A 22,915-nucleotide genomic window follows, 5' to 3' on the forward strand; every position below is an offset into this window, starting at 1 on the left:
TCAAGGTTTATTGTCCAAGGTAAGCTCTCAAGACCTCAGGATTGCTTTGAATCTCACTCGGAGGACCGTCAGCAAGATTTTTCCCCGCCGCTAAGACCCAGATGTGCTGACACAGGGACATGACCACGTCCATATTGTGTTCAATAATCAGAAACGTCACGCCCTCCTGATTCCAGCGCCCAATATGCCCACAAATTTGGTTGATCAAGGTCGGATTGACGCCGGCGGCTGGCTCATCGAGGAGGACCATGCGGGGACGGTGCATCATGACTCGCGCCATTTCAAGGAGTTTTCGCTGTCCTCCCGACAATGCACCCGCATAGTCATTGGCCTTGGCTGCTAGCCCCACAGACTCTAAAATTGCCCACGCCCGTTGCTGCAGTTCCTGTTCCTCTTGGCGAATGCGCAGGGGCTGAAGCCAGCTATTCCACAACTTCTCCCCAGTTTGCAGAGGCGCTGCCAAGAGCATATTTTCGAGAACCGATAGGCGTGAGAGTACCCGCGGCACTTGGAAGGTGCGCAGGAGTCCCTGAAGGGCAACTTGGTGGGTTGGCAGATGGCTAATGGGGACACCATCAAAAATCACACGGCCTTGATCGGGCGTAAGGAAGTTGCACAAGAGGTTGAATAGGGTGGTTTTGCCAGCACCGTTTGGACCAATGAGACCAGTAATACTGCCACGGGCAACCCGAATTTCCGCATGATCGACGGCGCGAATGCCACCAAAACTTTTGCATAGTCCTGTGGCCACTAGGAGGTCTGAGGGCAAGACTTGACTGACACCGCTAGAGACGGGCGCGAGAGAAGGCTCATCGACCAAGGCTAAGTTCCTCCTTTTTGCCCAAGATACCCTGGGGTCGCCACATCATCAAGACAATGAGGACAAGGCCAATGAGCATCATCCGCAGCGCCTCTAAGCGACCGCCATCCAGGGGAATAAAACGGGTCAGTGCAGTGTAGGCCCAAAAAAGGGCGGCACCGAGGAGAGGTCCCATGTTGTTGCCTGCCCCCCCTAAAACCACGATTGTCCACGCCTGAAATGTAATCAGAGATAAAAAGCCATCGGGGTTAATAAATGTGAGCTGCCAGGCATAAAAAGACCCTGCCACCGCGGCGATCGCTCCCCCCAACAACAGCGATTGCATTTTGTAGGCAAAGACATCCTTGCCCAGAGCTTTGGCCACCTCCTCATCTTCCCGGATTGCTTTGAGTACCCGTCCCCAGGGGGAATGAATCCAACGCTCTAACTGCCACACCACCAAAGCCAAAACCAAGACCAAAAGCCACAATAGCCCAGCCCGGTAACTAAACTCCCATAGGCCAAGGGTGAGGGCTTTGACCACAAGACCAACCAAGGCAGCAGCCAAGGTATTCAGGGCAATGGGAAGCACCGCTCGTCTTTCTGGACGGCAATAGTAGCCCAGGAGAGCGATCGCGCCACCAAAGGTCACCAGTGTCAACACAAGAGGCAAAATGGCAATTCCCCGTCCCAAGCTCAAAGGCAGTAACGTTGCCCAAAGGCTGAGGGTACTGGCAATCAATAACGCTGCATAGCTCGGGAGTAACCAGCGGGGGTGCGATCGCCCATACTGCCGCTGTAGCCATTGCCACCACTGCCATGCAGCCCCCCCCACCACAGCCCAAAAAAGAGCTATCATCCCCAGCTTAGTCGGTATATTGGGATTGAACTGAGCAAGGGGCAGCGGAAACCCATACACTCCCCGACCCCCTCGGGTTAGCCAATCCTCATTGAGGGCAATCAGGCGGACAATTTCCGCCATGCCAATGGTCACAATTGCCAGGTAATCTTCCCGCAGTCGCAGCGTAGCAATCCCCATTAAAAAGCCTAGTCCCATGGCCAGCACCACCCCAGCCAGGACGGCAAAGAACATCGGCACGCCAGCAATCCCCAACAAAATCGTGGTGTAGGAACCAATGGCCAAAAAGCCGACATGGCCAAAGTTAATTAGCCCCGTATAGCCCCAGTGCAAATTCAGCCCCAAGCTAAAGAGGGCAAAGGTGGCAGTGAAAATACCAAGGGAAATGAGATAACCAACCATTGAGGTCCTGGAAGTTAAGGCCAATACAGCTGCGCTGTTGCGATCGCGCCAGTGGATGCAAGAATCAAAATGCCTATATTTTATACATCAATTGATTCCGGCTGTGCCCAAGGCACAACTCACCCCATTTTTTGGCACACTAGGGAGCACAGTTATTTGAGCAAGGGTGGGTGCCTGAGACTGTGGCCACCCATTTTGAACGGCAACTACAACGTCTGCGCAGTGACTTGCTGCGCCTAGGGGCACTGGTGGAAAGTGCCTGTCAACTGGCCTATGGTGCTCTGATTGAGCGAAATCTCCTCAGTGTTGAGCAGTTGATCCAAAGGGAACAAGACATTAACCGCAGTGCTCAAGAACTCAATCGCCAGGCGATCGCCCTGCTGACATTGCAAGCCGCTGTGGCAGAGGATCTGCGATTTTTGGTCATGCTTTCCCACTTCTGTCGCGATCTAGCGCTCATCGGCGATGATGCCCTTGAAATTGGCCGTGCTGCTCAAACGCTGCTACGGTACCCACCTCCACCTTACCTTGAAGACGTCCGCTTGATGTTCGAGAGAGCACAACTGCTGCTATCGGCCGCCCTATCCGCCATTGCCAATTTTGATCCTGAGGCGGGAGTAGCCCTAGCCAACTGCGATGATGCCGTCGATGCCGACTACCAACGCCTTTATGGGCGACTTTGCGCCCCTTTGAATCCCCAAGAGCCGGTGGAACTGCGCTTGATCCTACTGCTGCTGATTCGCAACTTGGAGCGCATTGGTGACCATGCGACAACTATTAGCCAGCGTGTCCGCTTCATTGTGCGGGGGGAAGGCCTTTAGGAAAAATTGATGTTTTATGCTCGCTGTGGACCTAATTGAGTCCACAACCTTTGAGAATAGAACTAGTCCTAATTCATAAGTGTTGTTGTGCCCGTGCTCTAACCTGAGGATGGGTCTGTTGGGAGGTAAGGCATGCGGTTAAGCCGTCGTTCTTTTTTGTATGGTGCTGCGGCACTGACACTGATGCCGTGGGTTTGGCAAACGGCAGGCGGCTCCTGGGCAGACTCCCTTCGTCCGTGGCAAGTACTCCTGATTGGCATTAACCACTATCCCCAGTTGGCCGGTGTGCCCCCCTTAGCGGGTTGTCTGACAGATGTTCAGCTAGTGAAAAACCTGTTGTTAGACGGGTGGGGGCTGGCGGACAGTGACATTACACTACTGACGGAACAGGCGGCAACCCTGGATGCTGTCCAAGAAACCCTAGGGGTGCTGGAGCGCTCTGGTCAGCCCCTTTTGGTTTACTTTAGTGGCTATGGCACCCTCTGGCAGCAACAACCAGCGCTGGTTTTGGCGGATGCCACAAGATCCGGTGAGGGCATCTTACCTCTTGCTGAATTACTGCGTACCAAAGGAGTACAGGTATGGCTCGATACTCGCTTTAGCCCGCCCCCCATTGAGGGGGAGATGTTGCGTTGGCGATTTGTCCCGTTGCACCCTGGAGAGACCCGTGGCAGAGGCGAAGTTTCCAAAGATCATCTCCTCTGGGCTGATTTGGGGGTAGAAACACACCTGAATGGTGTTCCTATGGGACTCTTTACTGCTAGTTTTAGCCATTATCTAGCGGCTTTGGGGGGCGATCGCCCCTTGGCAACGAGCCTGATGTACACAGCCGATGAACTGCGCTGGCAAACGGGGGCAGAAATGCGTCTGGTGAGCGACGGGTTAGCGGCGAACCTCACCCTATCCCCAGGATTTGATGGTGTAGTGCAGGGAATAGGGCGCGATCGCTCCCTACAAATCTGGTGTGGCGGCCTCAGTCCTTGGCTGTTGACCTACTGTCATCCCCACAGTCGCTGGAGCACTGCCGATGGTGGCACCGTGGTTGACATGGCGAGTTTTAATGGCCTGCTGGCCCAAGGAGTCAGCAGTCAGCCTCTGCAAGTGGGCGATCGCCTCTATGAACAACAGCGGCGTTTAGGGAAAAATCTCCAGCTGCAGGTGGCCCTCGACACCAACCTCAGCAAAATTGAGCGCGTGGATGCCATCAATGCCCTGGCCAATGAAGAAAAAGTTGCTGTCCTCAACAGCAGTGACTCCCTGCCGGATGTGGTTCTCACCAAAAGTGAGACAGCGGGCAGTTATGGGCTGGAGTGGCCAGTAGGGACGTTGTTGGAACACAGTTGTAGTGGTAGCAATGAAGCCGCCAAAGCCGGTATCCGTCGCTTGAACCCCCTACTGAATGCCCTCCTGGCCCAGAAATGGCTGACCCTAACGCTCAATCCCACCTCCAGTCAGGTGGCTGTGTGTACAACTCTTGAACAACTATCGCCAACGGCAAAACTCTTGAGCCGCCAATCCCCCCCCCGCAGTCCCAATCCCCTTCCAGATGTCCTGAGCACCAAGCTGCCAGCCATGAATTTACACAGCCCCCTCACCTTGGCCAAGGGAGATACTTGCCGCTGGAGCCTCTACAACTATGGCGATCGCCCCCTCAACATTGTCGCCCTTGCCTGGGATAGCAGTCAGGGGATGCTCCTGCTGCCGCTGCAAACGCAGTCGTGGCAGTTGGCAGTTGCCCCCGGCTTGAATATTCCCCTCTATACTTGGACGCTGAATCGCCCTTGCCAATGGCTGAAGGTCTTTATCATCAGCAGCCCCCGTCCTCTGAGCCGTTTTAGTCAACTGAGTAGCCACCCCAACCATTCAGAGCCATTCCTAATTTCTGGTGAGGATAGTCTTGCCTTGGTTCTCGGTCTGCTAGGGGATCTCAGCAGTGAACCGGAAGGGAATGAGTTTTGCTTGGATGTGCGGGAGTGGTGTACCCAAGGCTTCACATTGCGGGTGGTCTAGGCCAAGCGGCGCCGTAATAGCGGTTGGATCAGTAGGCTCATTCCTAGGGCGACAGTCAAAAGGATTAGCAGTGCCGCTCCCAAGCTCAGTGACCCCCAAGGAGCCACCATCACCACATCGCTCAACCGCCAATCGGGGTGCAGATAGACATAGCGAATTGGTTCAATGGCCAAACTGAGGGGGTTGAGGCTAGCAATCCACTGCAACCAGCGAGGCATAAACGACAGGGGCACCAAGGCGGTACTGGCAAAGAGTAACGGTAGGTTGATGACAAAAATAACGGCCAACAATTCGATGTGCCCCGGCAAGGCAAAGGTAAGACCGAGGCTCAAGGCCGTTACGCCGAAAACCAAAATCAGCACCGTTGCCAAGACAACCCCAATACCCGCTAAATTCGGTAGCCCCGTTCCTAGGAGTGCCCCCAAGCTGGCGATCGCCACCACCTGAATCAGACTTAGGGTGGTAATAAACAACGCCGAGGCGAGAACAATTGAAAACCGCGAAGCCAACGGTGCCACCAACAGCCGATTCAAAAACCCAAATTCACGGTCAAACATCACCGGCAACCCCGCATTGAGGGCACCACTAAAGGCCGTAAAGACAATAATGCCAGCGCAAAGAAACTGACCATAACTCGTGCTCTCGCCAAAGAGGCCCTGCGGCACATTTTGGAAGAGGGCACCAAAGAGGACCAGCCAAATCAAGGGTTGTACCACCCCCGCCACCAGTGTGGAAGGGCGCCGTTGCAGTTGGATAAACAGGCGACGGGTTAAAGCCAGTGTTTCCTGAACAAATTCACCTGAGAAAATACTGGGAACAGCCGTTGCTGCAGCGGTGCTCATAGGGCAACTCCAAGATTAAACCTACTTTCTAGGTTAACAATGCCTCTAAACCTTGGCGGTAGCTTTCCTTTCGCTCTTTTTCGGCTTTGCTGGTGCCACCTGCATTGCCCAATTGCGGGTGAGGAGCATGCGTGGATGAATTAAGCGATGCTGATCAATCAGCCACAACAGCGTGCGATCGCACACTCGCCACACCGCCTCCTGTAAATTTTGGTGAGCCACCTTGCGCAATTCCTCGAGCTCCACCGTCTGGCCCCGCCCTGGCTCCAAGCTATCCGCAAGAAACACGACACAACTCAAGGCATCCATTCCGGCTTGACCCAAGGTGTGATTGGCGATGGCTGCTAAGACCTGCTCATCAGTCACACCAAATTGCTGCCGCGCCACCAAAGCACTGATGTCGGCATGGAGCAAATGGGGATCTGCTTCGTCTACCTCTGTAATGGGTAGCCCCGCCTCCCGTGCCATACTTAACAATCGCTCTGGAGGAAAGTACTTCGCCAAATCATGCAGTAATCCAGCCCAAGCAGCGCGATCCACATCCAAGCCATGGTGTAGAGCTAGCTCCGCCGCCATTGTTTCCACCCTCAGGATGTGCTGTAGTCGTGGCGCAGGTACATTTGCCGTTAGCCAGGCCAAAACCTGCTGGCGATCGCATAGGAAGTCCTTCGGACTAGCTGTCACAAGCGGGGTCATAGCCAAAGCCACACCAGGGAGGATGAAGTGCTACCCTTGTAGTATAGCAAAGGCTCTTTTCACAAGCTTGGAAGAGCTTCAAAACAGTCAAAGCCCCTGCCGGAAAGGATCAGCTTTCTCCTTATGCATCCCAATACTTTAGAAAAGGGCTACAGGCTTCCTGTCAAACTTCCGTAATTTCACGGATAGGGTGAGGCAAAGAAAAAAGAGTATCGTAAAAGAACAGCGTCATTTTGTGAAAACTACTGAGTTATGCTAGCGGTGGGGGCATCTTTCTGTAAGCTTTGACTTCAAAAAAAACAGGTCACCCTATCTCCCTTCCCCCCTTGTTGAACGTGCTGTTCATCTTCTTGGCTGCTTATGAGTTACTGCCTAAATCCGAACTGTACCAAACCGGACAACCCTGACAATGTCGATGTTTGCCAAGCCTGCGGCAGCAAACTTTTACTCAATAATCAATACAAGGCAATTAAAGTTCTAGGGCGAGGGGGGTTCGGCGCTACCTTTTTGGCCATTGATACGCAACTGCCTGGCAATCCCACCTGTGTGATTAAACAGTTGCGACCAGCAGCCACAGCTCCCCACATCATAGCGATGGCGCGGGAGCTTTTTTTGCGGGAAGCCACCACCTTGGGTAAAGTTGGCAATCACCCACAGTTGCCTCGGCTGCTCGGCTACTTTGAAAATGAAAATGAATTTTACCTGATTCAAGAATACGTGGGTGGCCTTACCCTGCAACAGGAGGTCAAGCGCTTTGGCCCCAAAAGCGAAGAAGAGGTAAAGCAGGTTTTGCAGGAAGTGCTCCCCATCCTTGATTACCTACACACCAATGGTGTCATTCACCGCGACATTAAGCCGGCTAATCTCATCCGCCGTGATATTGATAACAAGTTGGTGCTTATTGACTTTGGGGCGGTAAAAGACAAAGTTACGCAGGCTATGGTGGAAAATGCCCCGGAGCTATCCACATTTACCAACTTCGCAGTGGGAACCCCCATGTATGCGCCGCCAGAGCAAATGGCCATGCGTCCGGTCTATGCCAGTGACATTTATGCCCTCGGGGTCACCTGTGTCTACTTACTGACTGCTAAATCCCCCAAGGAAATTGAACGGGATCCGCGCACGGGCGAATGGCATTGGCAGCGCTACGTCAAAAATATTTCCCCTGCGTTTGCTGCTCTCCTTAACAAAATGCTCCAGGATGCGGTTAAAGATCGCTACCAAACCGCCATGGATGTCCTTGCGGATCTGCAACTACTTGAGTCCAAACAACCAGCTAGTGTCGCTGCTCCTACTGTTTCCGCAGAGGATGATGACCTCAGCAATGCCCTTTCGACCCCGCCGACCCAAGGCCGCCCCCCTGTGCCTGAAGCACCTAAGCGCTCCAGTTATGCCTCATCGGTGAGTCAAAATGCCCAAGCGGCGCGAGTGCGCCAATCACGGATGACAGGGACCCAATTGGGAGGCCCACCGGTTGTCGGAACTGGCCCCGGTCAACACCTCCGTGCCAAAGTCACACCACGGATGACAGCGGCACAGGTGCTCACAGCCTATAAACGGGGAGAGCGAGATTTTATCGATGTCGATCTCTCCAACGTTGTTCTCCGCAATGCGGATCTGGCGGGGGCTAACTTTGCCAATGCCAATTTTACCAATGCAGATTTGAAAGGCTGTATTCTTGCCAATGCTGTCTTGCGGGAAGCCAATTTTCAGGGAGCTAACCTGAATGATGCCAATCTCTGCGGTGCCTATCTGGTGCAAGCCAACTTTGAGAGGGCAAATTTGAAGGGGGCAAAACTACTGGATGCCTCGATCTCAGGAGCCAACTTTACTGGTGCCGACATTTCTGGAGCAGACTTTAGTATGGTCTCGGGGTTTGTTCAAGGTCAGCTCGATCGCGCCAAGAAGAACTGGTTTACAAAGTTGCCTAAATAGAGGGGCAAGTTTGCCCCCCTTCTCTTAGGACATCAAACACTTATCGGAGTCACAGCCGGCTGGCCCTGCCTCCGCCAGGGGTTGGGTATAGCGGGAGAGGGCTTCATGGAAATCATTGACCCGCTTGCGCTGAGCAACTGCAGCAATTTCCTGCTCATAGCGTTCTTTGCTAATGGGTTCAAAGGGCAGACGGGGAAATGTTTCATGGGCATCAAAGCGTGCCAAGAGTGCCGCAGAAATATACCCTTGATCCTGCTGAATCGCCGTGTAAATTGCTGTGGCAAGGGGTTCCACTTCGGCTTCCCGTAGCTCAATGGTGGCACTGGTGTTGTGGGTGGTGTAATGTTGCTGCACCTGCATATAGAAGTCAAACTGCGCTAAGGCGGAAAACTGGCTAACATCAATCGTGTCTGCCCCCGCTAGATCTGCCCAAGAGACAGCAACGGGAATTTCCACTAGCCACTCGGTACACCGCGGATCAAAGGGATCATCCAGAAGCTTACCCGTCTCATCCTTATCGGACTGGGAGGGGATGACATTGTAGCCATAGTCATAGCAAGCCATCGCCACTGCGTCGCCCTTGCGGAAGGTAATCCGCCGAATAAAGCGTTGGGCCTTTGGGGGATGCCAACCGGGAGAGGCACCCGTCAGCAGGGATTTAGTACCGGAGGGTTGGACAGTGGTACAGCGATTGGGGCGCTTGAGGCCATGTCGATCGCAATACTCCCAAACGGCCTCATGGACAATCCACCGCCAGCGTTGGAGGAAAGCGGCTTCTTGGGCTTTGAATTGGCGCCCTTGGGGTGTATCGGGGCGTCCGGCGGCCCACCATTCCAGCCAAGGCACACCAAAGGCATGGACAAAGAAATCGAAGAGTCCCGTAAAGCTGACGCCAACGATGGGATCAATGGCACGGGAGTATTGATAGCGCTCAACAACAAACCGATGGTTTAACAGGGCAGCAACGGAGAGGGCACCCGCTTTGAAGGCTTTTTCTTGGGTGGCTGTATCCGCTGGATCAATCTGATTGAGGTGAATTTCTGCAAGGTTACAGTGAAAATCCGCACCAATAATTTCCCCACAGGGATTGAGGCCATAGCGACCAAGGCGATGGGCAAGCTCCCGCTGATCCATGGCAGGCAAGAGCTTCTGCAAAAAGGCGTCCCCCTGTTGATTTTCATAGGCACGGAGAAAAGCCTGCTTCAGATGGGGTGTGGTTAGAAGATCGGCGTTGGCGCGGGCGATCGCCTCCCCTGCCCATTGAATAGCGCCTTCCCCAGAATAGAACTGACTTCGCACCGCATTGATACATTCTTCAAGACTCGGCTTCCTGTGGAAGACACGGGTATGGTTGGCCATTCGCAGAGCATCCCGCTTGGGATCGATGCGCCAATTGCCCTGCTCATCCTGCTGCCAGAGGTTTTGCTTGGCCTGGGCAAAGGCCTCATCGTCACTAGCGCCCTGACGCATGCCCGCCGATCGCCTCACATTACCCGCAACGACGACAACGGCTGCCTCGTCAATCAGCAGACAGCACTCCACAGAGGTCAACTGCCGACCCACTGCGGCATTTAACAGGACAGCACAGCGATGGTAGAGGTCTGGCAGCTTTACTGGATTGGCCACTCCGCCAAACCCCTTGAGCCGCTCACCTGTCGGACGCACATCACTGATGTCAATCGTGACCTGAACTGAACCACCGAGGTGCGGGTTGCTGGCTAGTTCAAGAAGCGTTTGGTAAGACTTCACCCAGCCTTGGCGGCTATCCCCCACTTTGATCTGGCAGGTCTGCCCCGTGAGTGTGACGGTGGTGTGCTCTTGACGCGCTTCCCTGGGGGTTTGACCAATTGCGCCGATAACGGTGACCTCTAGGCGATTGCAAATGGGAGGTAACTGAGAGATGTATTTTGGTTCCAGAATTGCCCCTGTGCCACAGCCTTGCATGGCCAAGTCCATCATGAGGCCAAAGGAATCCCAATCCACAACATTGGTGCTGGTGCAGTTGTAGGCACCGGAAAAGTTCTCGGGCTGGCGTACCCAATCGGTGCCGCCGACCCACAGCCAACGGCCAGAGGGCAGGGCCTTCAGCTCCTGCTGCATTTCCCTCAGCAGTGCCACTTCCGCTTCGGTGAGGTGCCCCACTTCCTGTAGGCCTTTGAGGGTGCGATCGCACACCTGTGGCCAACTCTCCCGCTCGCCCGCTTCATTTTGGCGGCTGTAGGTACGGTAAAACACGGGATAGGCTGTGGGGGCTGTAGTGGGGAAGCTGGTTTGGGGACGGGGAGGATTTTGCACCATAGGGTTAGGATTCAATGGCTAATACTAGGTGTAGTGTACCGAAGCCATCCTTGGCGGTCAATAAGCACTAATTATAGGGTGATCCCCAACTGCCCTGCCACACCGATAGGGAGATGCTAAGATAGCAGGAAGTTTTTGCTTTGGGTCCAGAGTCAATGGTTGCTGCTCCCTCGACCTCCTTCAGTACTGATGCCTTTGACCAAGTGGTGATGACCACCTATAGCCGCTTTCCGATTGCGCTCGTGGGCGGTGAAGGCTGTCGGGTTTGGGATGATCAAGGCCGCAGCTATCTAGACTTTGTGGCGGGCATTGCCACCTGTACCCTCGGCCATGCCCATCCAGCCTTAGTGGAGGCGGTCAGCCGCCAAATGCAAACGCTGCACCACGTTTCGAATCTGTATTACATTCCCCAACAGGGGGCATTGGCGCAGTGGTTGGTGGCTCACTCCTGTGGCGATCGCGTCTTTTTCTGCAATTCTGGTGCTGAAGCCAACGAAGCGGCCATTAAACTGGCCCGTAAATATGCCCATACCGTTCGCCACATTGCCAACCCAATCATCATTACAGCACAGGCCAGCTTCCACGGACGTACCCTGGCGACGATAACCGCTACGGGACAACCAAAATACCAAAAACACTTTGACCCCTTGGTGCCCGGCTTTGCCTATGTGCCCTACAACGACTTAGGTGCTCTAGAAGCCCTCGTGGCCTCCTTGGATCAACCGGAACCGCAGGTGGCAGCCATTCTTTTGGAGCCCTTGCAGGGGGAAGGGGGAGTCCGCCCCGGCGATCGCGCCTACTTTGAGCAGGTACGCCAACTCTGCACAGCAAAAGGCATTCTCCTGATTTTTGATGAAGTGCAAGTGGGCATGGGTCGCACGGGGTCCCTGTGGGGCTATGAAACCCTCGGTGTCGAACCGGATGTTTTCACCGCTGCCAAAGGCCTTGCCGGGGGCGTTCCCATTGGTGCCATGATTGCCAAGGAGTTTTGTGCCGTCTTTCAGCCGGGGGATCACGCCAGTACCTTTGGCGGTAACCCCTTGGCCACGGCAGCAGCCCTCACCGTTTGTGAAACTCTGGAAAAAGAGAATCTCCTCGAAAATGTGCGCGATCGCGGGCAGCAACTGCGGACAGGACTACAGGACCTGGCGGCCACCTATCCCCAACTCATTGCCGAGGTGCGCGGCTGGGGGCTGATCAACGGTCTTGAACTCCAACCCGACACCCCTCTCACCGCTGCTGAAGTCGTCAAAGCTGCCCTTGCTGAGGGGCTATTGCTGGTGCCGGCGGGGCCGAAGGTGGTACGCTTTGTCCCTCCTCTCATTGTCCGTGCTGCCGAGATTGATATGGCCTTAGGGGCAATGAGCCGCGCCTTTGCCCACCTAGCAGCCTAATACTTGAACCTCAGCAGATGAGGAACCAGAAGGTGGCCAAACTGTTTAGCACAGTCAGCGGGTTGTCTGGTCAGTGCTATTTTTTTGTGCCCTGCTGGGGCATCTGTGGTTGGCTGTGCCCTTGGTATGAGCTTTGCCTTGCCGCAGGGATGCTCAGTGTTGGAGAAATGGCTCAAAGGGCGCTGGTGGCTAGCCCATGGGTGCTGGCTTCGGAACTGATCCGCCGCTGAAACGGTAACCCTACTGTTCGAGACTAAAGCACATCCTTACGCTTTTGAAAGACCCCCACTAGTCCCAGCATCAGGGCAATAATCCCCCCTAAGCGCAGGTGATTGGCAGTAACATTGGCGTTGAAGGTCTGCCCCTGAAGACTCCAAAAGCGATCAATGAGGGCTTCACCGCTGGCGATCGCCCGCCCCCGCTGCTCTTTCCAGAGGGCAAATTGCTCTTGCCAGCGATCCATGGCCCTCTGATAGGCTTTGACCCGCTGATTGTACTCCTCGACGCGATCGCGATAGGCCTGATTCAACTCTAAGACGGACTTGGGCAGTGCCGGTGGATCACCTGGTTCCGCAGGTTGGGGGGGTTCTGGTTCATCCACAGCGGGGTGGTACTCCTTGCGCACCCCTGGAAAGTGGCAACGCCGGAAGAGGTTCTCGCCAAAGCAGGGACACTGAGCCAAAGCTTCAGGACTTCGCTTCTCCCGTACCGACTTCGGTTGCTGCCAGCAGGGATCTTGAGCCACATCCTGACCAAAGCCCAAGAGGGAAACCACATTGGCATAGCCCCAGCGGGTCAAGGTGACATCGCTGATCCAATTGCCCACTGGCCCTAGATCCTTGAGGGGAATAATGGCACCGGCAAAGGTAATCTGCGGCACCAAAAAGAGAATCGTGAGTAGAGGAGCAACCGTCTGAGTGGGGGAGAGGGCAGAAACCAGTAACCCCATTACCATGCCACCAAAGGTCACCAGAAACAGTGTCAAGTAAAGGCCAGCGATCGCCCCAATACCGAGGCTAAGATTGATCGCCAAAAACTTCATCCCCAAGAAAATGGCTGCTTGGTATAGTGCCAGGACCACTGCTGGGCCCAGCTTTGAAAAAATATAGGGCCACAGCCCCAACCCCACCATCCGCTCACGGCGATAGATCTCCAGTTCCTTAACAATTTCGCGCATCGTGGCTAGGCTGCCCACCATCACGGCAATGAGCACAGTAACAAAGGCCATCGTAAATGCCTGCCCCGCATCCCCTTGATCTGGATCAAGAATCATTGGCTTCCAGAGGACAAAATCCAAGGCTCCCAAAATCGGCGCCAAAGAGAGCATGAGAATGAGGGCCGCCCGATCCTGTCGCAAAATGGCCAAGTTTCGCCGGATGAGAATCCACCACTGCCGCCATGGTGCCACTCGGGGAATCGTTGCTTTTTGATGTTGGGGCTGGACCTGTCGCGTTGCCCCTGTATCCACATTGAGGGGACGCTGTCGCTCCACCACATAGGTTTGATACAGATGAGACTGGCGATAGCGTTGCTGCCATAGGGCCGGATTAGCTTCGCTCTCAATCTTGAGGTAAATTTCATCAAAATCTTGAACATCAAAATAGCTGAGGGCTTGATCCGGTGGACCAAAATAGGCAAGGTAGCCGCCCCGCGCCAAAAACACCACCAAATCGCAGAGCATCACATTCTTAGTGGCATGGGTAATGAGTAAAATCGTTCGCCCCTGATCCGCCAACTGCCGCAACAGCCGCATCATTTGGGTTTCCGTGCCCGGATCCAAGCCAGAAGTTGCCTCATCCAAGAAAAACAAACTGGGGCGGGTGAGCAATTCCACACCAATCGACACCCGCTTGCGCTGACCACCACTCAGTTGCTTAACAAGGACATGCCGCTGCGCTGTCAACTCCAACTCCGCCAGAACCCGGTTCACCTGTTCCTGTCGCTCTTGATCGCTAAAATCAGCGGGTAGGCGCAGTCGTGCTGCATAATCTAGGGCTTGAGCCACAGTTAACTCCCGGTGGATAATGTCATCCTGAGGCACATAGCCAATCTGGGTGCGGTATGTTCCAAAGTAGCGGTACAGATCATGGCCGTTGACCAGTACCATGCCCTTCGTGGCAGGACGAAAACCATTGAGGGCATCGAGCAGCGTTGATTTACCAGCACCACTGCCACCAACAATTGCCACAAACTCGCGGGGCAAAATTGAAAGAGAAATATCTTGAAGGAGCTTCGCCCCCTTAGGGGTGGTTTTACTGAGGTGGATGGCGTCGAGACGCAGGTTACCACTGTCATTGTGGGGAACAATGGTTTCGTCGGGGGTAAAAACAGAACTATAGGGACCAATGCGCACCAGCGCACCCGTTGGCAAGACTACAGGTTTGCGGGGTTCAAGGCGTCGGTTGTTGACAAAGGTGCCATTGGCGGAGTTGAGATCGACGATGTACCACTGTCCCTCTTGGAGATAAAGGCGAGCGTGAAACCGTGAGACGACGGGATGATCCAGCACCATATCATTGCTGGGATCGCGGCCAATGCGAACCTGCTGGCGATCGCGCAGTGGGAGGGGTCGAGTTTGCTCAACAACCTCCGTGGCAGGCATCAACAGATATGTGAGGCGCAGCGATTCCCCCACATGAATGACATCTCCCGGTGCCAAGGTATGTTCGCTCATCGTTGTGCCGCGCCAGTGAAGGCCATTCTTGCTGCCCAAGTCAATGATTTTGTAGTGATCCCCCGATCGCACCAGCTTGGCATGGTGAAAGGACACAAAGGGATGGTCAATGGTAATGTCTGCCTTTGGGTCCCGACCGAGAATCAGTTCCTCCTTGAGCAGCGGAAACTCCTGCAACCAGTGAGGCGTTGCCACCTGCAAAATTGGCGTACTAGCAGCCCCCATCACGACCGTGCCTGGCAGTTCCGTTGTTGCCCTGCCATCTGGATCGAAAATGGCTTCAAAGTCCCCAATGCGGAGGCGATCGCCCGCCTTGAGAACCACAGGGGTGCGCGGCCGCAGCTTTGTGCCATTCAAAAAAGTGCCGCTGGCGCTCCCGAGATCCGCCACTTGGTAGCCCGTTTCAGTGGGAAGAATCAAGGCATGGTGGCGGGAAATCCCCTCGCCGACAAGAATCACTTGGCTTTGGGGGTCAGTACCAATGATCAGGCGATCGCGCCCCAGTTGAATTTGCTGTCGTGAACCATCAGCCCCTAAGAGGTTGAGAATGGGCACAGCCATATCCCTTGTTTAGAAACGTTTAGAAACCCCACTTCATTTTGTCACTAGAATTTTGTCACTAGAGAAGGGGTAAGAATTTTCTATTGCGGGAACAAGAAAAAACCCTAAAGTATTATTCGTTACGAAATGATAGGTATTAGATTTGCTAGATTAGCATCCAATTCATTCAAATACTGCCATCCTGTTGCACCTTCTGGCAAAGTCTCCCAGAAATGTAGAACGACATCTTGTTGTGGGGATGTACTCATGTTGATGCACATTGAAATTATTGAAAGCAACCCCCACCTGCGTTCCCTCCTTGGCTGGCACCTACAACAAGGGGGGCACATTGTTCATCTTGCCAGTGGCTGTCAACAGGGACAGGAGGTGTTTCAACTGCGGCATCCCGATTTGGTCGTCCTCGATCTAGACTTAAATGAGGGGAATGGCTTGGCATTATGCCGCTGGCTGCACCATCAAGGCGCCGTTTTGATTTTAGTCCTGTCCGCCCGTGAAGATGAAGCGGATGTGGTGACGGCGCTGCGGGCAGGCGCCGATGATTATTTGGCCAAGCCCTTTGGGATGCAGGAGTTTCTTGCCCGCATCGAGGCCTTGGCACGGCGAGCACGCCCCTGTTTACCCAGCATCTTGAACCTAGGTGAGCTACAAATTGATTTAGTGCAGCGGCGAGTGGTAGTACGCAATGTCCCAGTGGACTTAACACCGCAGGAATTTAGCTTGCTCTATGTCCTCACCCAAATGGGGGGCACGCCTTTGAGTCGTCAGGAGTTGCTGCGGCGGGCTTGGCCAGAGGGCATTGATAACCCCCGCACCGTCGATACGCATATTTTATCTTTGCGCAAGAAAATTGAAGTGGATCCGCAACAGCCACGTTTGATTCAAACCGTGCGCAATGTCGGTTATCGGCTGCACCTTGAGCCATTGAATGGGCGCTACCCGCAGAATGGCAATAAACTTCGTCCCCCGCAATCGCCCCGCCACGTATTGGTTTAGTTGGTTTAGATCACGTATTTTTAGGCTTTGTCAACTCTGCCCCAAAATATTCTCAAATGAGCGATCCCTTTGACTGGCTAGAACCTGCCCTAAATACGCTGCACCGTGCCCATTGGTATCGCCAGCCCCTGCTCAGTGGCGCACCGGCAGCAGTAGTGAGTGTAGGAGAGCCGCCCCGTCCATTGATTAACTTTTGCAGCAATGACTATCTAGGTCTGGCCAACCACCCGCAGGTGAAAGTCGCCGCCATTGCAGCCATTCAACAGTGGGGAACCGGAGCCACAGGCTCGCGCCTTCTCAGTGGTCAGCGTCACCTCCACGCCCAACTCGAGCGGGCGATCGCCCAGTGGAAGGGTACAGAAGCTGCCTTGGTCTTCAGTTCCGGTACTGCGGCCAATCTTGGCACCATTGCTGCCCTTGTGGATCAACGGGACTTGGTGCTTGGGGATGCCTACAACCATGCCTGTCTGAAAAAAGGCGCCCACCTCAGTCGCGCTACGTTCTATGAATACCCCCACAACAATGTTGCCGCCCTTGCTCAACTCCTAGAGACCCATCGCTCCCAATACCGCCGTTGTCTAATCCTCACCGATGGTGTCTTCAGTATGGATGGGGATGTCGCCCCCCTAGAGGAGATACTAGGGCTAGCCGAGGCCTATATAGCAATGGTGCTCGTCGACGATGCCCACGGCACAGGGGTGTTGGGAACCAATGGTGCTGGTACCTTAGCCGCCTTGGGGCAATCTAGCCCGACCATCATTCAAATGGGTACCCTCAGCAAAGCCCTTGGCAGTTTAGGGGGATACATTGCCGGCTCCCAAGCCCTGATCACCTATCTGCAACACCGTGCCAGCACATGGATCTATAGCACTGGCCTCTCACCGGCGGATGCTGCTGCTGCCCTTGCTGCCCTTGAGCAACTACAAACAGATCCTTCCCTGCGCCAAGCCCTAGGGGAGCGCATTCAACAACTAGAAAAAGGACTGCAAGCATTGGGCTGCCCGGTTTTGCCCCGTCCCTTACCGACCCCTATCTTTTGCCTGCCTGCTCCCGATCCAGCCACCGTCCTCCAATGGGGTCAGAAATTACAAGATGCTGGATGTTGGGTGGCGGCGGTACGGCCACCGACCGTGCCTTTTAGTCGTCTGCGCATCACCTTAAGAGCCGATCACACCCCTGGGCACATTGAACAACTACTGGCAGCATTGGCCGCTTTATTAAAGTGCTGTTAAGAAGGGCTGACGGTCTGGCTGTGTTTCGCCTAGGCTGTAGATAGTTCTGTGAAATCGGCAAAGTGCACTAAGGAGTGAGCGATGATCACGATTTGGGTGAGCGAGCAAATTGATCCTTCTGGCTTGCTTTATGCCTGTATTGCCTGTTGTAATGAAGCACAGGCGAGAGAGTGTGTGCAGTCCTTTGAGAAAAACTTGACAACAGAACAAAAAGCTGCCGGTTGGCAAGTTCGCTTGCGTACCGTGGCCTCTTGGGATGAGGTTCCCAGTACTGCCCTCAAGCTCTCCTAATCTTTTGGCTCAGTCCTGCATAAGATTCTTGGTGGAGCGATTAAGCGAGTGGGGATATGGCCCTCCCTGCACCTTTGCTATCATAGGTGCGATGTACTCATCTTGCTTTTTCTTTGGAGGATGCCGCAGAATGGAGTTGGAAGCCCTGTTACTTGGTTTAGAACCACTCGCCGTGCTTGCCCTTGGGGTTGGTGCTGTTGCTGTTGCGCCGGTTGTGGGTGCTGTTGACTCAATGACTGGTCACAACTTGGCAGAGCAAGCTCGCAATGCGGCAAAATCAGGTTTGATGTGGGCGTTTGAAACCTATGAGAAAGCCCAGACGGCGATCGCCGAAGCCAGTGAGTCTTTCCAGGACTTGGTTGCCGAAGCGCGCTCAGAAATGATGGAGCAAAAAGCAGCAAAGGCCGCCGCTCCTGAGGAACCCCGCGAAGTGATGATTAGCTAGGTCTTGGCTCCCGATTAAACTCCTTGGGGTAGTTTTGCTGCCCCATCCTTTAATCAATTAGCGACCAGCGGGCGGAAAATAGATTACAGGAAAGTGGCAACGGCGAATGATTTCCCCGGCAAAGCTGGGGATTGATAATTCCCAAATTTTACCAACGGAACTAGAGGAAACCACAATTCCATAGATGTCGCGATCGTAAGCTGCCAACTGGGCTTCCACAACGGGACTGCCAAAGCGAATCTCTGTTTCAACGCTCAGGCCATAGCCCGTGAATTCCTGCTTCAGCTGGGCCAGGATTTTTTCTGCCTTGGGGCGCTCCTCAGCAATCCCCAGCTCCCTTTGACCCGCATCACTGATAATCCAGCAAAACGTTAGGGAAGTAATGCTCGTTTGATCTGGCTGTTGGACACCCTGCCGCAGTTTTTGGACGAGGTGCTGAGCTGAGGGACTGTGGTCGTAGGGGACAAGGAGATGACGAAAGAGATTTTGACAGCGGAGATTTAGTTCTGCGGTGGTCATGACCCACAACAGGTGCGGGCGCATAATCATGACCGGGACTTTAATCCGTTGCAGTACCTCAATGGTTGTACTGCCGAAGAGTTTCTCATCCAATAGATTGCGGACGGGACGGCTAGCCAGTACCAAGTCAATTTGATGTTTTTCAGCGGTGTCCAGAATGGCATCAGCAGGGCGGCGGTTTTCAATGATCACCTCTGCTTTAAGATCGGCTGGGACATTGGTGGGGTCAATTTTGAGTAACTCACGCGCCTGTTGCAGCTTTTCCTCCCGCAGCCGCGGCTTATCCCCATCCTCGTTTATGGGGCGGGCATGGAAAAAGATCAATTTGCGGGCACCTGCGGTTTGCAGGGCCTCAAGGTAGTGGGTGAGTTTGGGGAGGCCATCATGGAGATCTGTTGGAATCAATATGTTCTTAAACATACCAGTGCTCCCCAATGCCAGACTCTAATTGCAGATTAGCTTAGAAAGGGGGACCTGTGCTACTAGGCTTTTATGAGCATTCACCTACGGTTGCGAGGATGCCCCCTCATCTGTTGAATTCCAAGGCTATAATTTCTGAATCTGCAGTTGCCGCCGCGGACTTCAGTGGCTGTAAGGGCAACTTTTCGGAAAACCTCATCGTCAACTTCAACAGAAGTCACTAAAATAAGGATGGATACAGGATCATCATTCAATTCAACCATGTATCCACTACTACTAAATCTCTCTGAAACAAGGAGATTGTCTATTGTGATGCGATTTTCATTGAGATTTCTCTAGGGTATCGCGCCTTGCTAAGGATGATCCAAAGTGGATCAGAACGACTTTTTTGCCATCAGAGGCAGTGATAAATTTGCCCTTCTTAAGACATCGTTTAGACATTGTTTTAAGTGATTGCCATTGCCTTCTTAAACGGTGGGGAAGGGAATTTTTTGCTGCTAACTTCAATGATTGAGTTGAGGTGTTGAGTTGATGATGATTTTTACGTTGGGGCAACGTCTGCTCCGCACGCTCCTGTGGCCGGTACGGCAGTGGCTAGAGCATCTGGAAGTGCGCGATCGCCAGCTTGCCCATCGTCTGTGCCGCTTGATCCCGGCCCAGTGTCCCTTTGAACGTGATATTGTGGTTGCCAAATGGCACATTCACATTCCGCCGCTGTGCCACCTGAATCCCCTCTATGAAGAACTGATGGTGCTGCGCTACCGCGCCCTTTGCTACTTGGCGAATGAGTGCCATGAGGATATTAGTGCTTACTGTTAGCCCATAGGGGGTGCGCTGGTGTGGCGATCGCTGACCTCCTTTTTGGTGCAGCAGCGCTGTTGCTGTTGTGGTCGGGCAAGTTCCCAAACGATTTGTAGGGATTGTGCACGGCGCCTGAGGTCATGGGAAGTGCGCCAACGGCAACGCTACTGGCGGGGCAGTCTGCCCCTTTTTCCCTGGGGATACTATCAGCAAGACCTCAAGCGAGCGATCGCCACCATGAAATACCACAACCAGCCGGAGCTGGCTTACCTCTTTGGCCAATGGTTGGCCCTAAGCTGGTTTGAGGCCAAGGTAGCTCAACATCTACCCTTGCAGATTGTGCCCATTCCCCTCCATCGCGATAAATTGAAAAGCCGCGGCTTTAATCAAGCGGCGCTCATTGCCAAGGGCTTTTGCCGTACCCTAGAACTCCCCCTAGCGGCGGCGGGGCTCATCCGCCAACGGCCAACGGAGGCCCTGTTTCAGCTATCCCTCAAAGAACGCCAGGCCAATTTGGCCAATGCCTTTTGCCTTGGACACGGTCTGGAGCGACAACGCTGGCTATTGCTGTGCGATGACATCTATACAACGGGGACGACGGCAGGCAGCGCCGCCACCGTCTTACGCAATGCAGGATACAAAGTTTTGGGCATCATCACCGTGGCTGTGGCACTACCCGATCAACTGGCTGATCCCACTGTAAAGGCAACCAGCATCAAGGCTTCTGTCCACTCCACAACTGCACCGTAGGTATCCCCCGTGTGACCCCCCAACTGCCACTGAAACCATGCAGGGATCAAGAGAATTAAAAGCAGACCAAAAAGCAATTGCCCAAGGGGAAGCGGCAGCAGAAAGCTGAGGAAGAGCACAAGTAAACCACTCGGCCAAAAATCGCGGGGAAAGACACCACTGGTTTTATGGATCTGACCCGTGCCCTGGGGCTTCAAATAGGGATAGCGGGCGATCGCCCACACCTGAGCCAGGCGCCCCACCACCAATACCCAAACCAAGACGCTGCCCTTTGCCAGACTGCTTAAGCTTGTGACTTTTAAAAGCAGGATCACAATTGCGGCCATGACGCCAAAAGCCCCTGCTCGACTATCTGCCATCACCTCAAGACGCCGTTGTTGATCCCTGACAGCTAAACCATCGGCAGTGTCCATCGCACCATCCAAGTGCAATCCGCCCGTCAGTGCCAACCAAAGGGCTACCAGCACCACACTCGCCACAGGGGAGGGAACCTGCAAAAAATCCAGCAGCCACTGCACTCCCCAGAGTATTCCCCCCAGCACAGTCCCCACCCAAGGACACCACTTGGCTGCCCCTGCCAATTGAATTGGCCAGCTAGGGGAGATGGGCAAACAGGTGTAGAAGGCGATCGCCCCCAGCCATTCCTGCCAAAGGGATTTCATGGACGGGTTTGAATCTGCGCCACAGTTCGCTGCTCAGGTTTCAGGGATTGAGCCAGCCGCTGAATATCGGCAGGGGTAATGTCATTAATCGCCTCTAGGCGAGCAAAGAGTTGTTGCCAGCCACCCCCCTTTACGGCATACTCCGCCAAGAGTTTGGCCATGCCCTCATTGGACATCAGGTTTTGCAGCAGCTCCATTCGCAGTTGGGTTTTCACCCGATCCAATTCTGGTGCGGTCACGGGGGTAGTTTGCAGTGCCTTGAGTTCCTGGGCAATGCCTGCGGCAAGGGCAGCCGTTGTTTGCCCCGGAGCTGGCGCCCCATAGATGAGAAAGCGATTGGGGTATTTATTACCCGGAAACCCCACGTAGGCCTGCACATTGAGGGCAAGTTTTTGCTCAAGCACCAGGGAACGGTAGAGACGGGAGGTGCGACCGCCAGTGAGGAGGCGAGCCAGAATTTCATAGGTCAGATAGGCAGGTTCGCGCAGGGGTGGGCAGGGATAGGCTTCGATGTAGAGGGGCTGGCTTGCCAATTCGAGGGTGATTTGGCGAGGGGCTGTTTGCGGTGGTTCGGGGGGAATGGTTGTGGTCTTGCCCGTTCCCCTGGGGTAGCGACCAAAATAAACCGTTGCTAATTCCTTAACGTGTTGAGGATCCACGTCTCCCACCAGTACCATTGTCATTTTCTCGGGGGTGTAATACTGGCGAAAGAACTGCTCCACATCGGCGCGGCGCAGGTTTTGAATGTCCTCACGGTAGCCAATGACGGGTCGGCGGTAGGGATGCTCCCGAAAGGTCGTGGCCAAAAAAGCCTCAAAAAGCTGCCCTGTGGGGGAATTTTCTGTGCGTAGTCGCCGCTCCTCAAGGATGACTGCTTTTTCCTGATAGAAGTCGCGAAAGACGGGCTCCAAAAAGCGTTCTGACTCTAGGGACATCCACAGTTCCAATTTGTTGGCGGGAAAACTGTAAAAGTAACGGGTGGCATCGGCGGAGGTGGTGGCATTGAGACCTACTCCCCCAGCTTGTTGAACAATTTGGCCATATTGATTGCGAATCACATAGCGATCGGCCGCCTGCTGCACCGCCGCAAATTCTGTGATCAATGCCTGACGTTGCCGCTCATCGGTTGCAGCTTGCAGTTGCTCAAAGAGGCGATCTAGTTGGGCAAGTTTCTCTTTTTCGGCAGCATAATCCGTTGTGCCGATACGGCGGGTACCCTTAAAGGCTAAGTGCTCGAGATAGTGGGCGACACCAGTCTGGCCTGCGGGTTCATCCACGCCCCCCACATCCACATAGGTGAGAAATGCCACAATCGGGGCTTGGTGTTGCTCCATGACAATGAAGTGCATCCCATTGTCAAGATAGAATTCACTCATTTGATCCATGGCACGGTCAATGTAAGGGCGAATTGTTTGGGCATCAGCAGGCCAGCAGAAGGCGATCGCCCCCACAAGAAGGCAGAGAAGAATTTGCCAAAAGGACACTTGCCGGGGGTGTTGCTGCCGCATCAA

General features: G+C 54.1%; 19 protein-coding genes and 1 pseudogene. 11 read left to right on the forward strand and 9 right to left on the reverse strand.

Annotated elements, in window-relative coordinates:
- Positions 1 to 7 precede the first annotated feature (7 nt).
- Together IGQ16_RS08850 and IGQ16_RS08855 are read right to left on the reverse strand one after the other, a co-directional pair.
- On the reverse strand, positions 8 to 769 hold the full coding sequence (locus IGQ16_RS08850; protein ID WP_051372879.1) for an ABC transporter ATP-binding protein: 762 nt from the start codon (positions 767 to 769) through the stop codon (positions 8 to 10).
- A 40-nt stretch (positions 770 to 809) separates the two neighbouring features.
- Positions 810 to 2,060, reverse strand: coding sequence for a branched-chain amino acid ABC transporter permease (locus tag IGQ16_RS08855; protein WP_297061113.1), 1,251 nt, complete (start codon positions 2,058 to 2,060; stop codon positions 810 to 812).
- A 170-nt stretch (positions 2,061 to 2,230) separates the two neighbouring features.
- Here IGQ16_RS08855 and phoU point away from each other — a divergent pair, with 170 nt between their 5' ends.
- Positions 2,231 to 2,881: a phosphate signaling complex protein PhoU gene (gene phoU / locus IGQ16_RS08860; RefSeq protein WP_024124387.1), complete on the forward strand. Its 651-nt coding sequence runs from the start codon at positions 2,231 to 2,233 to the stop codon at positions 2,879 to 2,881.
- Positions 2,882 to 3,013: 132 nt separating this feature from the next.
- Positions 3,014 to 4,891, forward strand: a complete 1,878-nt coding sequence (locus IGQ16_RS08865) for a caspase family protein (protein ID WP_297061115.1) — start codon at positions 3,014 to 3,016, stop codon at positions 4,889 to 4,891.
- Here IGQ16_RS08865 and IGQ16_RS08870 read toward each other — a convergent pair.
- The gene (locus tag IGQ16_RS08870; RefSeq protein WP_024124386.1) at positions 4,888 to 5,733 is read right to left on the reverse strand and encodes an ABC transporter permease; all 846 of its coding nucleotides are present in this window, start codon (positions 5,731 to 5,733) and stop codon (positions 4,888 to 4,890) included. The two genes, IGQ16_RS08865 and IGQ16_RS08870, sit on opposite strands and share 4 nt — an antisense overlap.
- Positions 5,734 to 5,778: 45 nt before the next feature.
- A complete protein-coding gene (gene yqeK, locus IGQ16_RS08875) occupies positions 5,779 to 6,429 on the reverse strand; it encodes a bis(5'-nucleosyl)-tetraphosphatase (symmetrical) YqeK (protein ID WP_297040873.1) in 651 nt (216 codons plus the stop codon).
- A gap of 360 nt (positions 6,430 to 6,789) precedes the next feature.
- Between yqeK and IGQ16_RS08880 the strand changes: the two genes are divergently transcribed.
- Entirely contained in the window at positions 6,790 to 8,364 is a 1,575-nt protein-coding gene (locus IGQ16_RS08880) for a serine/threonine-protein kinase (RefSeq protein WP_297040872.1), read from the forward strand.
- 24 nt (positions 8,365 to 8,388) lie between these two features.
- On the opposite strand, the gene nrdJ is transcribed toward IGQ16_RS08880, so the two are convergent.
- Positions 8,389 to 10,662, reverse strand: coding sequence for a ribonucleoside-triphosphate reductase, adenosylcobalamin-dependent (nrdJ, locus tag IGQ16_RS08885; RefSeq protein ID WP_024124383.1), 2,274 nt, complete (start codon positions 10,660 to 10,662; stop codon positions 8,389 to 8,391).
- 155 nt (positions 10,663 to 10,817) lie between these two features.
- Between nrdJ and IGQ16_RS08890 the strand changes: the two genes are divergently transcribed.
- Together IGQ16_RS08890 and IGQ16_RS08895 are read left to right on the forward strand one after the other, a co-directional pair.
- Positions 10,818 to 12,056 carry an aspartate aminotransferase family protein gene (locus tag IGQ16_RS08890; protein ID WP_024124382.1) on the forward strand — a complete coding sequence of 413 codons (1,239 nt, stop codon included), beginning with the start codon at positions 10,818 to 10,820 and terminating at the stop codon, positions 12,054 to 12,056.
- A 32-nt stretch (positions 12,057 to 12,088) separates the two neighbouring features.
- Positions 12,089 to 12,286, forward strand: coding sequence for a hypothetical protein (locus IGQ16_RS08895; RefSeq protein WP_157869645.1), 198 nt, complete (start codon positions 12,089 to 12,091; stop codon positions 12,284 to 12,286).
- A gap of 23 nt (positions 12,287 to 12,309) precedes the next feature.
- On the opposite strand, the gene IGQ16_RS08900 is transcribed toward IGQ16_RS08895, so the two are convergent.
- Positions 12,310 to 15,291, reverse strand: coding sequence for an ABC transporter ATP-binding protein/permease (locus tag IGQ16_RS08900; RefSeq protein WP_297061117.1), 2,982 nt, complete (start codon positions 15,289 to 15,291; stop codon positions 12,310 to 12,312).
- 246 nt (positions 15,292 to 15,537) lie between these two features.
- Here IGQ16_RS08900 and IGQ16_RS08905 point away from each other — a divergent pair, with 246 nt between their 5' ends.
- The 4 genes from IGQ16_RS08905 to IGQ16_RS08920 all read left to right on the forward strand — a co-directional run bounded on the left by IGQ16_RS08905 (position 15,538) and on the right by IGQ16_RS08920 (position 18,252).
- Complete coding sequence (locus IGQ16_RS08905; protein ID WP_024124380.1) at positions 15,538 to 16,284, forward strand: response regulator transcription factor; 747 nt, start codon at positions 15,538 to 15,540, stop codon at positions 16,282 to 16,284.
- A gap of 56 nt (positions 16,285 to 16,340) precedes the next feature.
- The gene (gene bioF / locus IGQ16_RS08910; RefSeq protein WP_024124379.1) at positions 16,341 to 17,516 is read left to right on the forward strand and encodes an 8-amino-7-oxononanoate synthase; all 1,176 of its coding nucleotides are present in this window, start codon (positions 16,341 to 16,343) and stop codon (positions 17,514 to 17,516) included.
- An 84-nt stretch (positions 17,517 to 17,600) separates the two neighbouring features.
- Positions 17,601 to 17,807, forward strand: a complete 207-nt coding sequence (locus IGQ16_RS08915) for a hypothetical protein (RefSeq protein WP_041429482.1) — start codon at positions 17,601 to 17,603, stop codon at positions 17,805 to 17,807.
- 130 nt (positions 17,808 to 17,937) lie between these two features.
- Entirely contained in the window at positions 17,938 to 18,252 is a 315-nt protein-coding gene (locus tag IGQ16_RS08920; protein ID WP_297061119.1) for a DUF5132 domain-containing protein, read from the forward strand.
- A 57-nt stretch (positions 18,253 to 18,309) separates the two neighbouring features.
- Here the strand turns inward: IGQ16_RS08920 and IGQ16_RS08925 are convergent, their stop codons facing one another.
- Positions 18,310 to 19,191 (reverse strand): universal stress protein, encoded by an 882-nt coding sequence (locus tag IGQ16_RS08925; RefSeq protein ID WP_024124376.1) that lies wholly within the window; start codon positions 19,189 to 19,191, stop codon positions 18,310 to 18,312.
- A gap of 567 nt (positions 19,192 to 19,758) precedes the next feature.
- Between IGQ16_RS08925 and IGQ16_RS08930 the strand changes: the two are divergent.
- Both IGQ16_RS08930 and IGQ16_RS08935 read left to right on the forward strand, forming a co-directional pair.
- Positions 19,759 to 20,010, forward strand: a pseudogene (locus IGQ16_RS08930) (Mo-dependent nitrogenase C-terminal domain-containing protein); the annotation flags it as partial.
- A gap of 18 nt (positions 20,011 to 20,028) precedes the next feature.
- Positions 20,029 to 20,742, forward strand: a complete 714-nt coding sequence (locus IGQ16_RS08935) for a ComF family protein (RefSeq protein ID WP_024124374.1) — start codon at positions 20,029 to 20,031, stop codon at positions 20,740 to 20,742.
- Here IGQ16_RS08935 and cobS read toward each other — a convergent pair.
- On the reverse strand, positions 20,673 to 21,404 hold the full coding sequence (gene cobS, locus IGQ16_RS08940) for an adenosylcobinamide-GDP ribazoletransferase (RefSeq protein WP_024124373.1): 732 nt from the start codon (positions 21,402 to 21,404) through the stop codon (positions 20,673 to 20,675). The genes IGQ16_RS08935 and cobS overlap by 70 nt on opposite strands.
- Positions 21,401 to 22,912 (reverse strand): pitrilysin family protein, encoded by a 1,512-nt coding sequence (locus IGQ16_RS08945; protein WP_024124372.1) that lies wholly within the window; start codon positions 22,910 to 22,912, stop codon positions 21,401 to 21,403. Before IGQ16_RS08945 ends, cobS begins: the two co-directional genes overlap by 4 nt.
- Positions 22,913 to 22,915: the final 3 nt, after the last annotated feature.

It is taken from the genome of Thermosynechococcus sp. M3746_W2019_013, from assembly GCF_015296045.1.
In the GTDB taxonomy this organism is placed as follows: Bacteria; Cyanobacteriota; Cyanobacteriia; order Thermosynechococcales; family Thermosynechococcaceae; genus Thermosynechococcus.

Coding starts and splice junctions, on each gene's coding strand:
- IGQ16_RS08945 (WP_024124372.1), bottom strand. CDS start 22,912: ATGCGGCAGCAACACCCCCGGCAAGTGTCCTTTTGGCAAATTCTTCTC.
- cobS (WP_024124373.1), bottom strand. CDS start 21,404: ATGAAATCCCTTTGGCAGGAATGGCTGGGGGCGATCGCCTTCTACACC.
- IGQ16_RS08865 (WP_297061115.1), top strand. CDS start 3,014: ATGCGGTTAAGCCGTCGTTCTTTTTTGTATGGTGCTGCGGCACTGACA.
- IGQ16_RS08855 (WP_297061113.1), bottom strand. CDS start 2,060: ATGGTTGGTTATCTCATTTCCCTTGGTATTTTCACTGCCACCTTTGCC.
- yqeK (WP_297040873.1), bottom strand. CDS start 6,429: ATGACCCCGCTTGTGACAGCTAGTCCGAAGGACTTCCTATGCGATCGC.
- IGQ16_RS08890 (WP_024124382.1), top strand. CDS start 10,818: ATGGTTGCTGCTCCCTCGACCTCCTTCAGTACTGATGCCTTTGACCAA.
- nrdJ (WP_024124383.1), bottom strand. CDS start 10,662: ATGGTGCAAAATCCTCCCCGTCCCCAAACCAGCTTCCCCACTACAGCC.
- IGQ16_RS08925 (WP_024124376.1), bottom strand. CDS start 19,191: ATGTTTAAGAACATATTGATTCCAACAGATCTCCATGATGGCCTCCCC.
- IGQ16_RS08880 (WP_297040872.1), top strand. CDS start 6,790: ATGAGTTACTGCCTAAATCCGAACTGTACCAAACCGGACAACCCTGAC.
- IGQ16_RS08920 (WP_297061119.1), top strand. CDS start 17,938: ATGGAGTTGGAAGCCCTGTTACTTGGTTTAGAACCACTCGCCGTGCTT.
- IGQ16_RS08870 (WP_024124386.1), bottom strand. CDS start 5,733: ATGAGCACCGCTGCAGCAACGGCTGTTCCCAGTATTTTCTCAGGTGAA.
- bioF (WP_024124379.1), top strand. CDS start 16,341: ATGAGCGATCCCTTTGACTGGCTAGAACCTGCCCTAAATACGCTGCAC.
- IGQ16_RS08900 (WP_297061117.1), bottom strand. CDS start 15,291: ATGGCTGTGCCCATTCTCAACCTCTTAGGGGCTGATGGTTCACGACAG.
- IGQ16_RS08905 (WP_024124380.1), top strand. CDS start 15,538: ATGTTGATGCACATTGAAATTATTGAAAGCAACCCCCACCTGCGTTCC.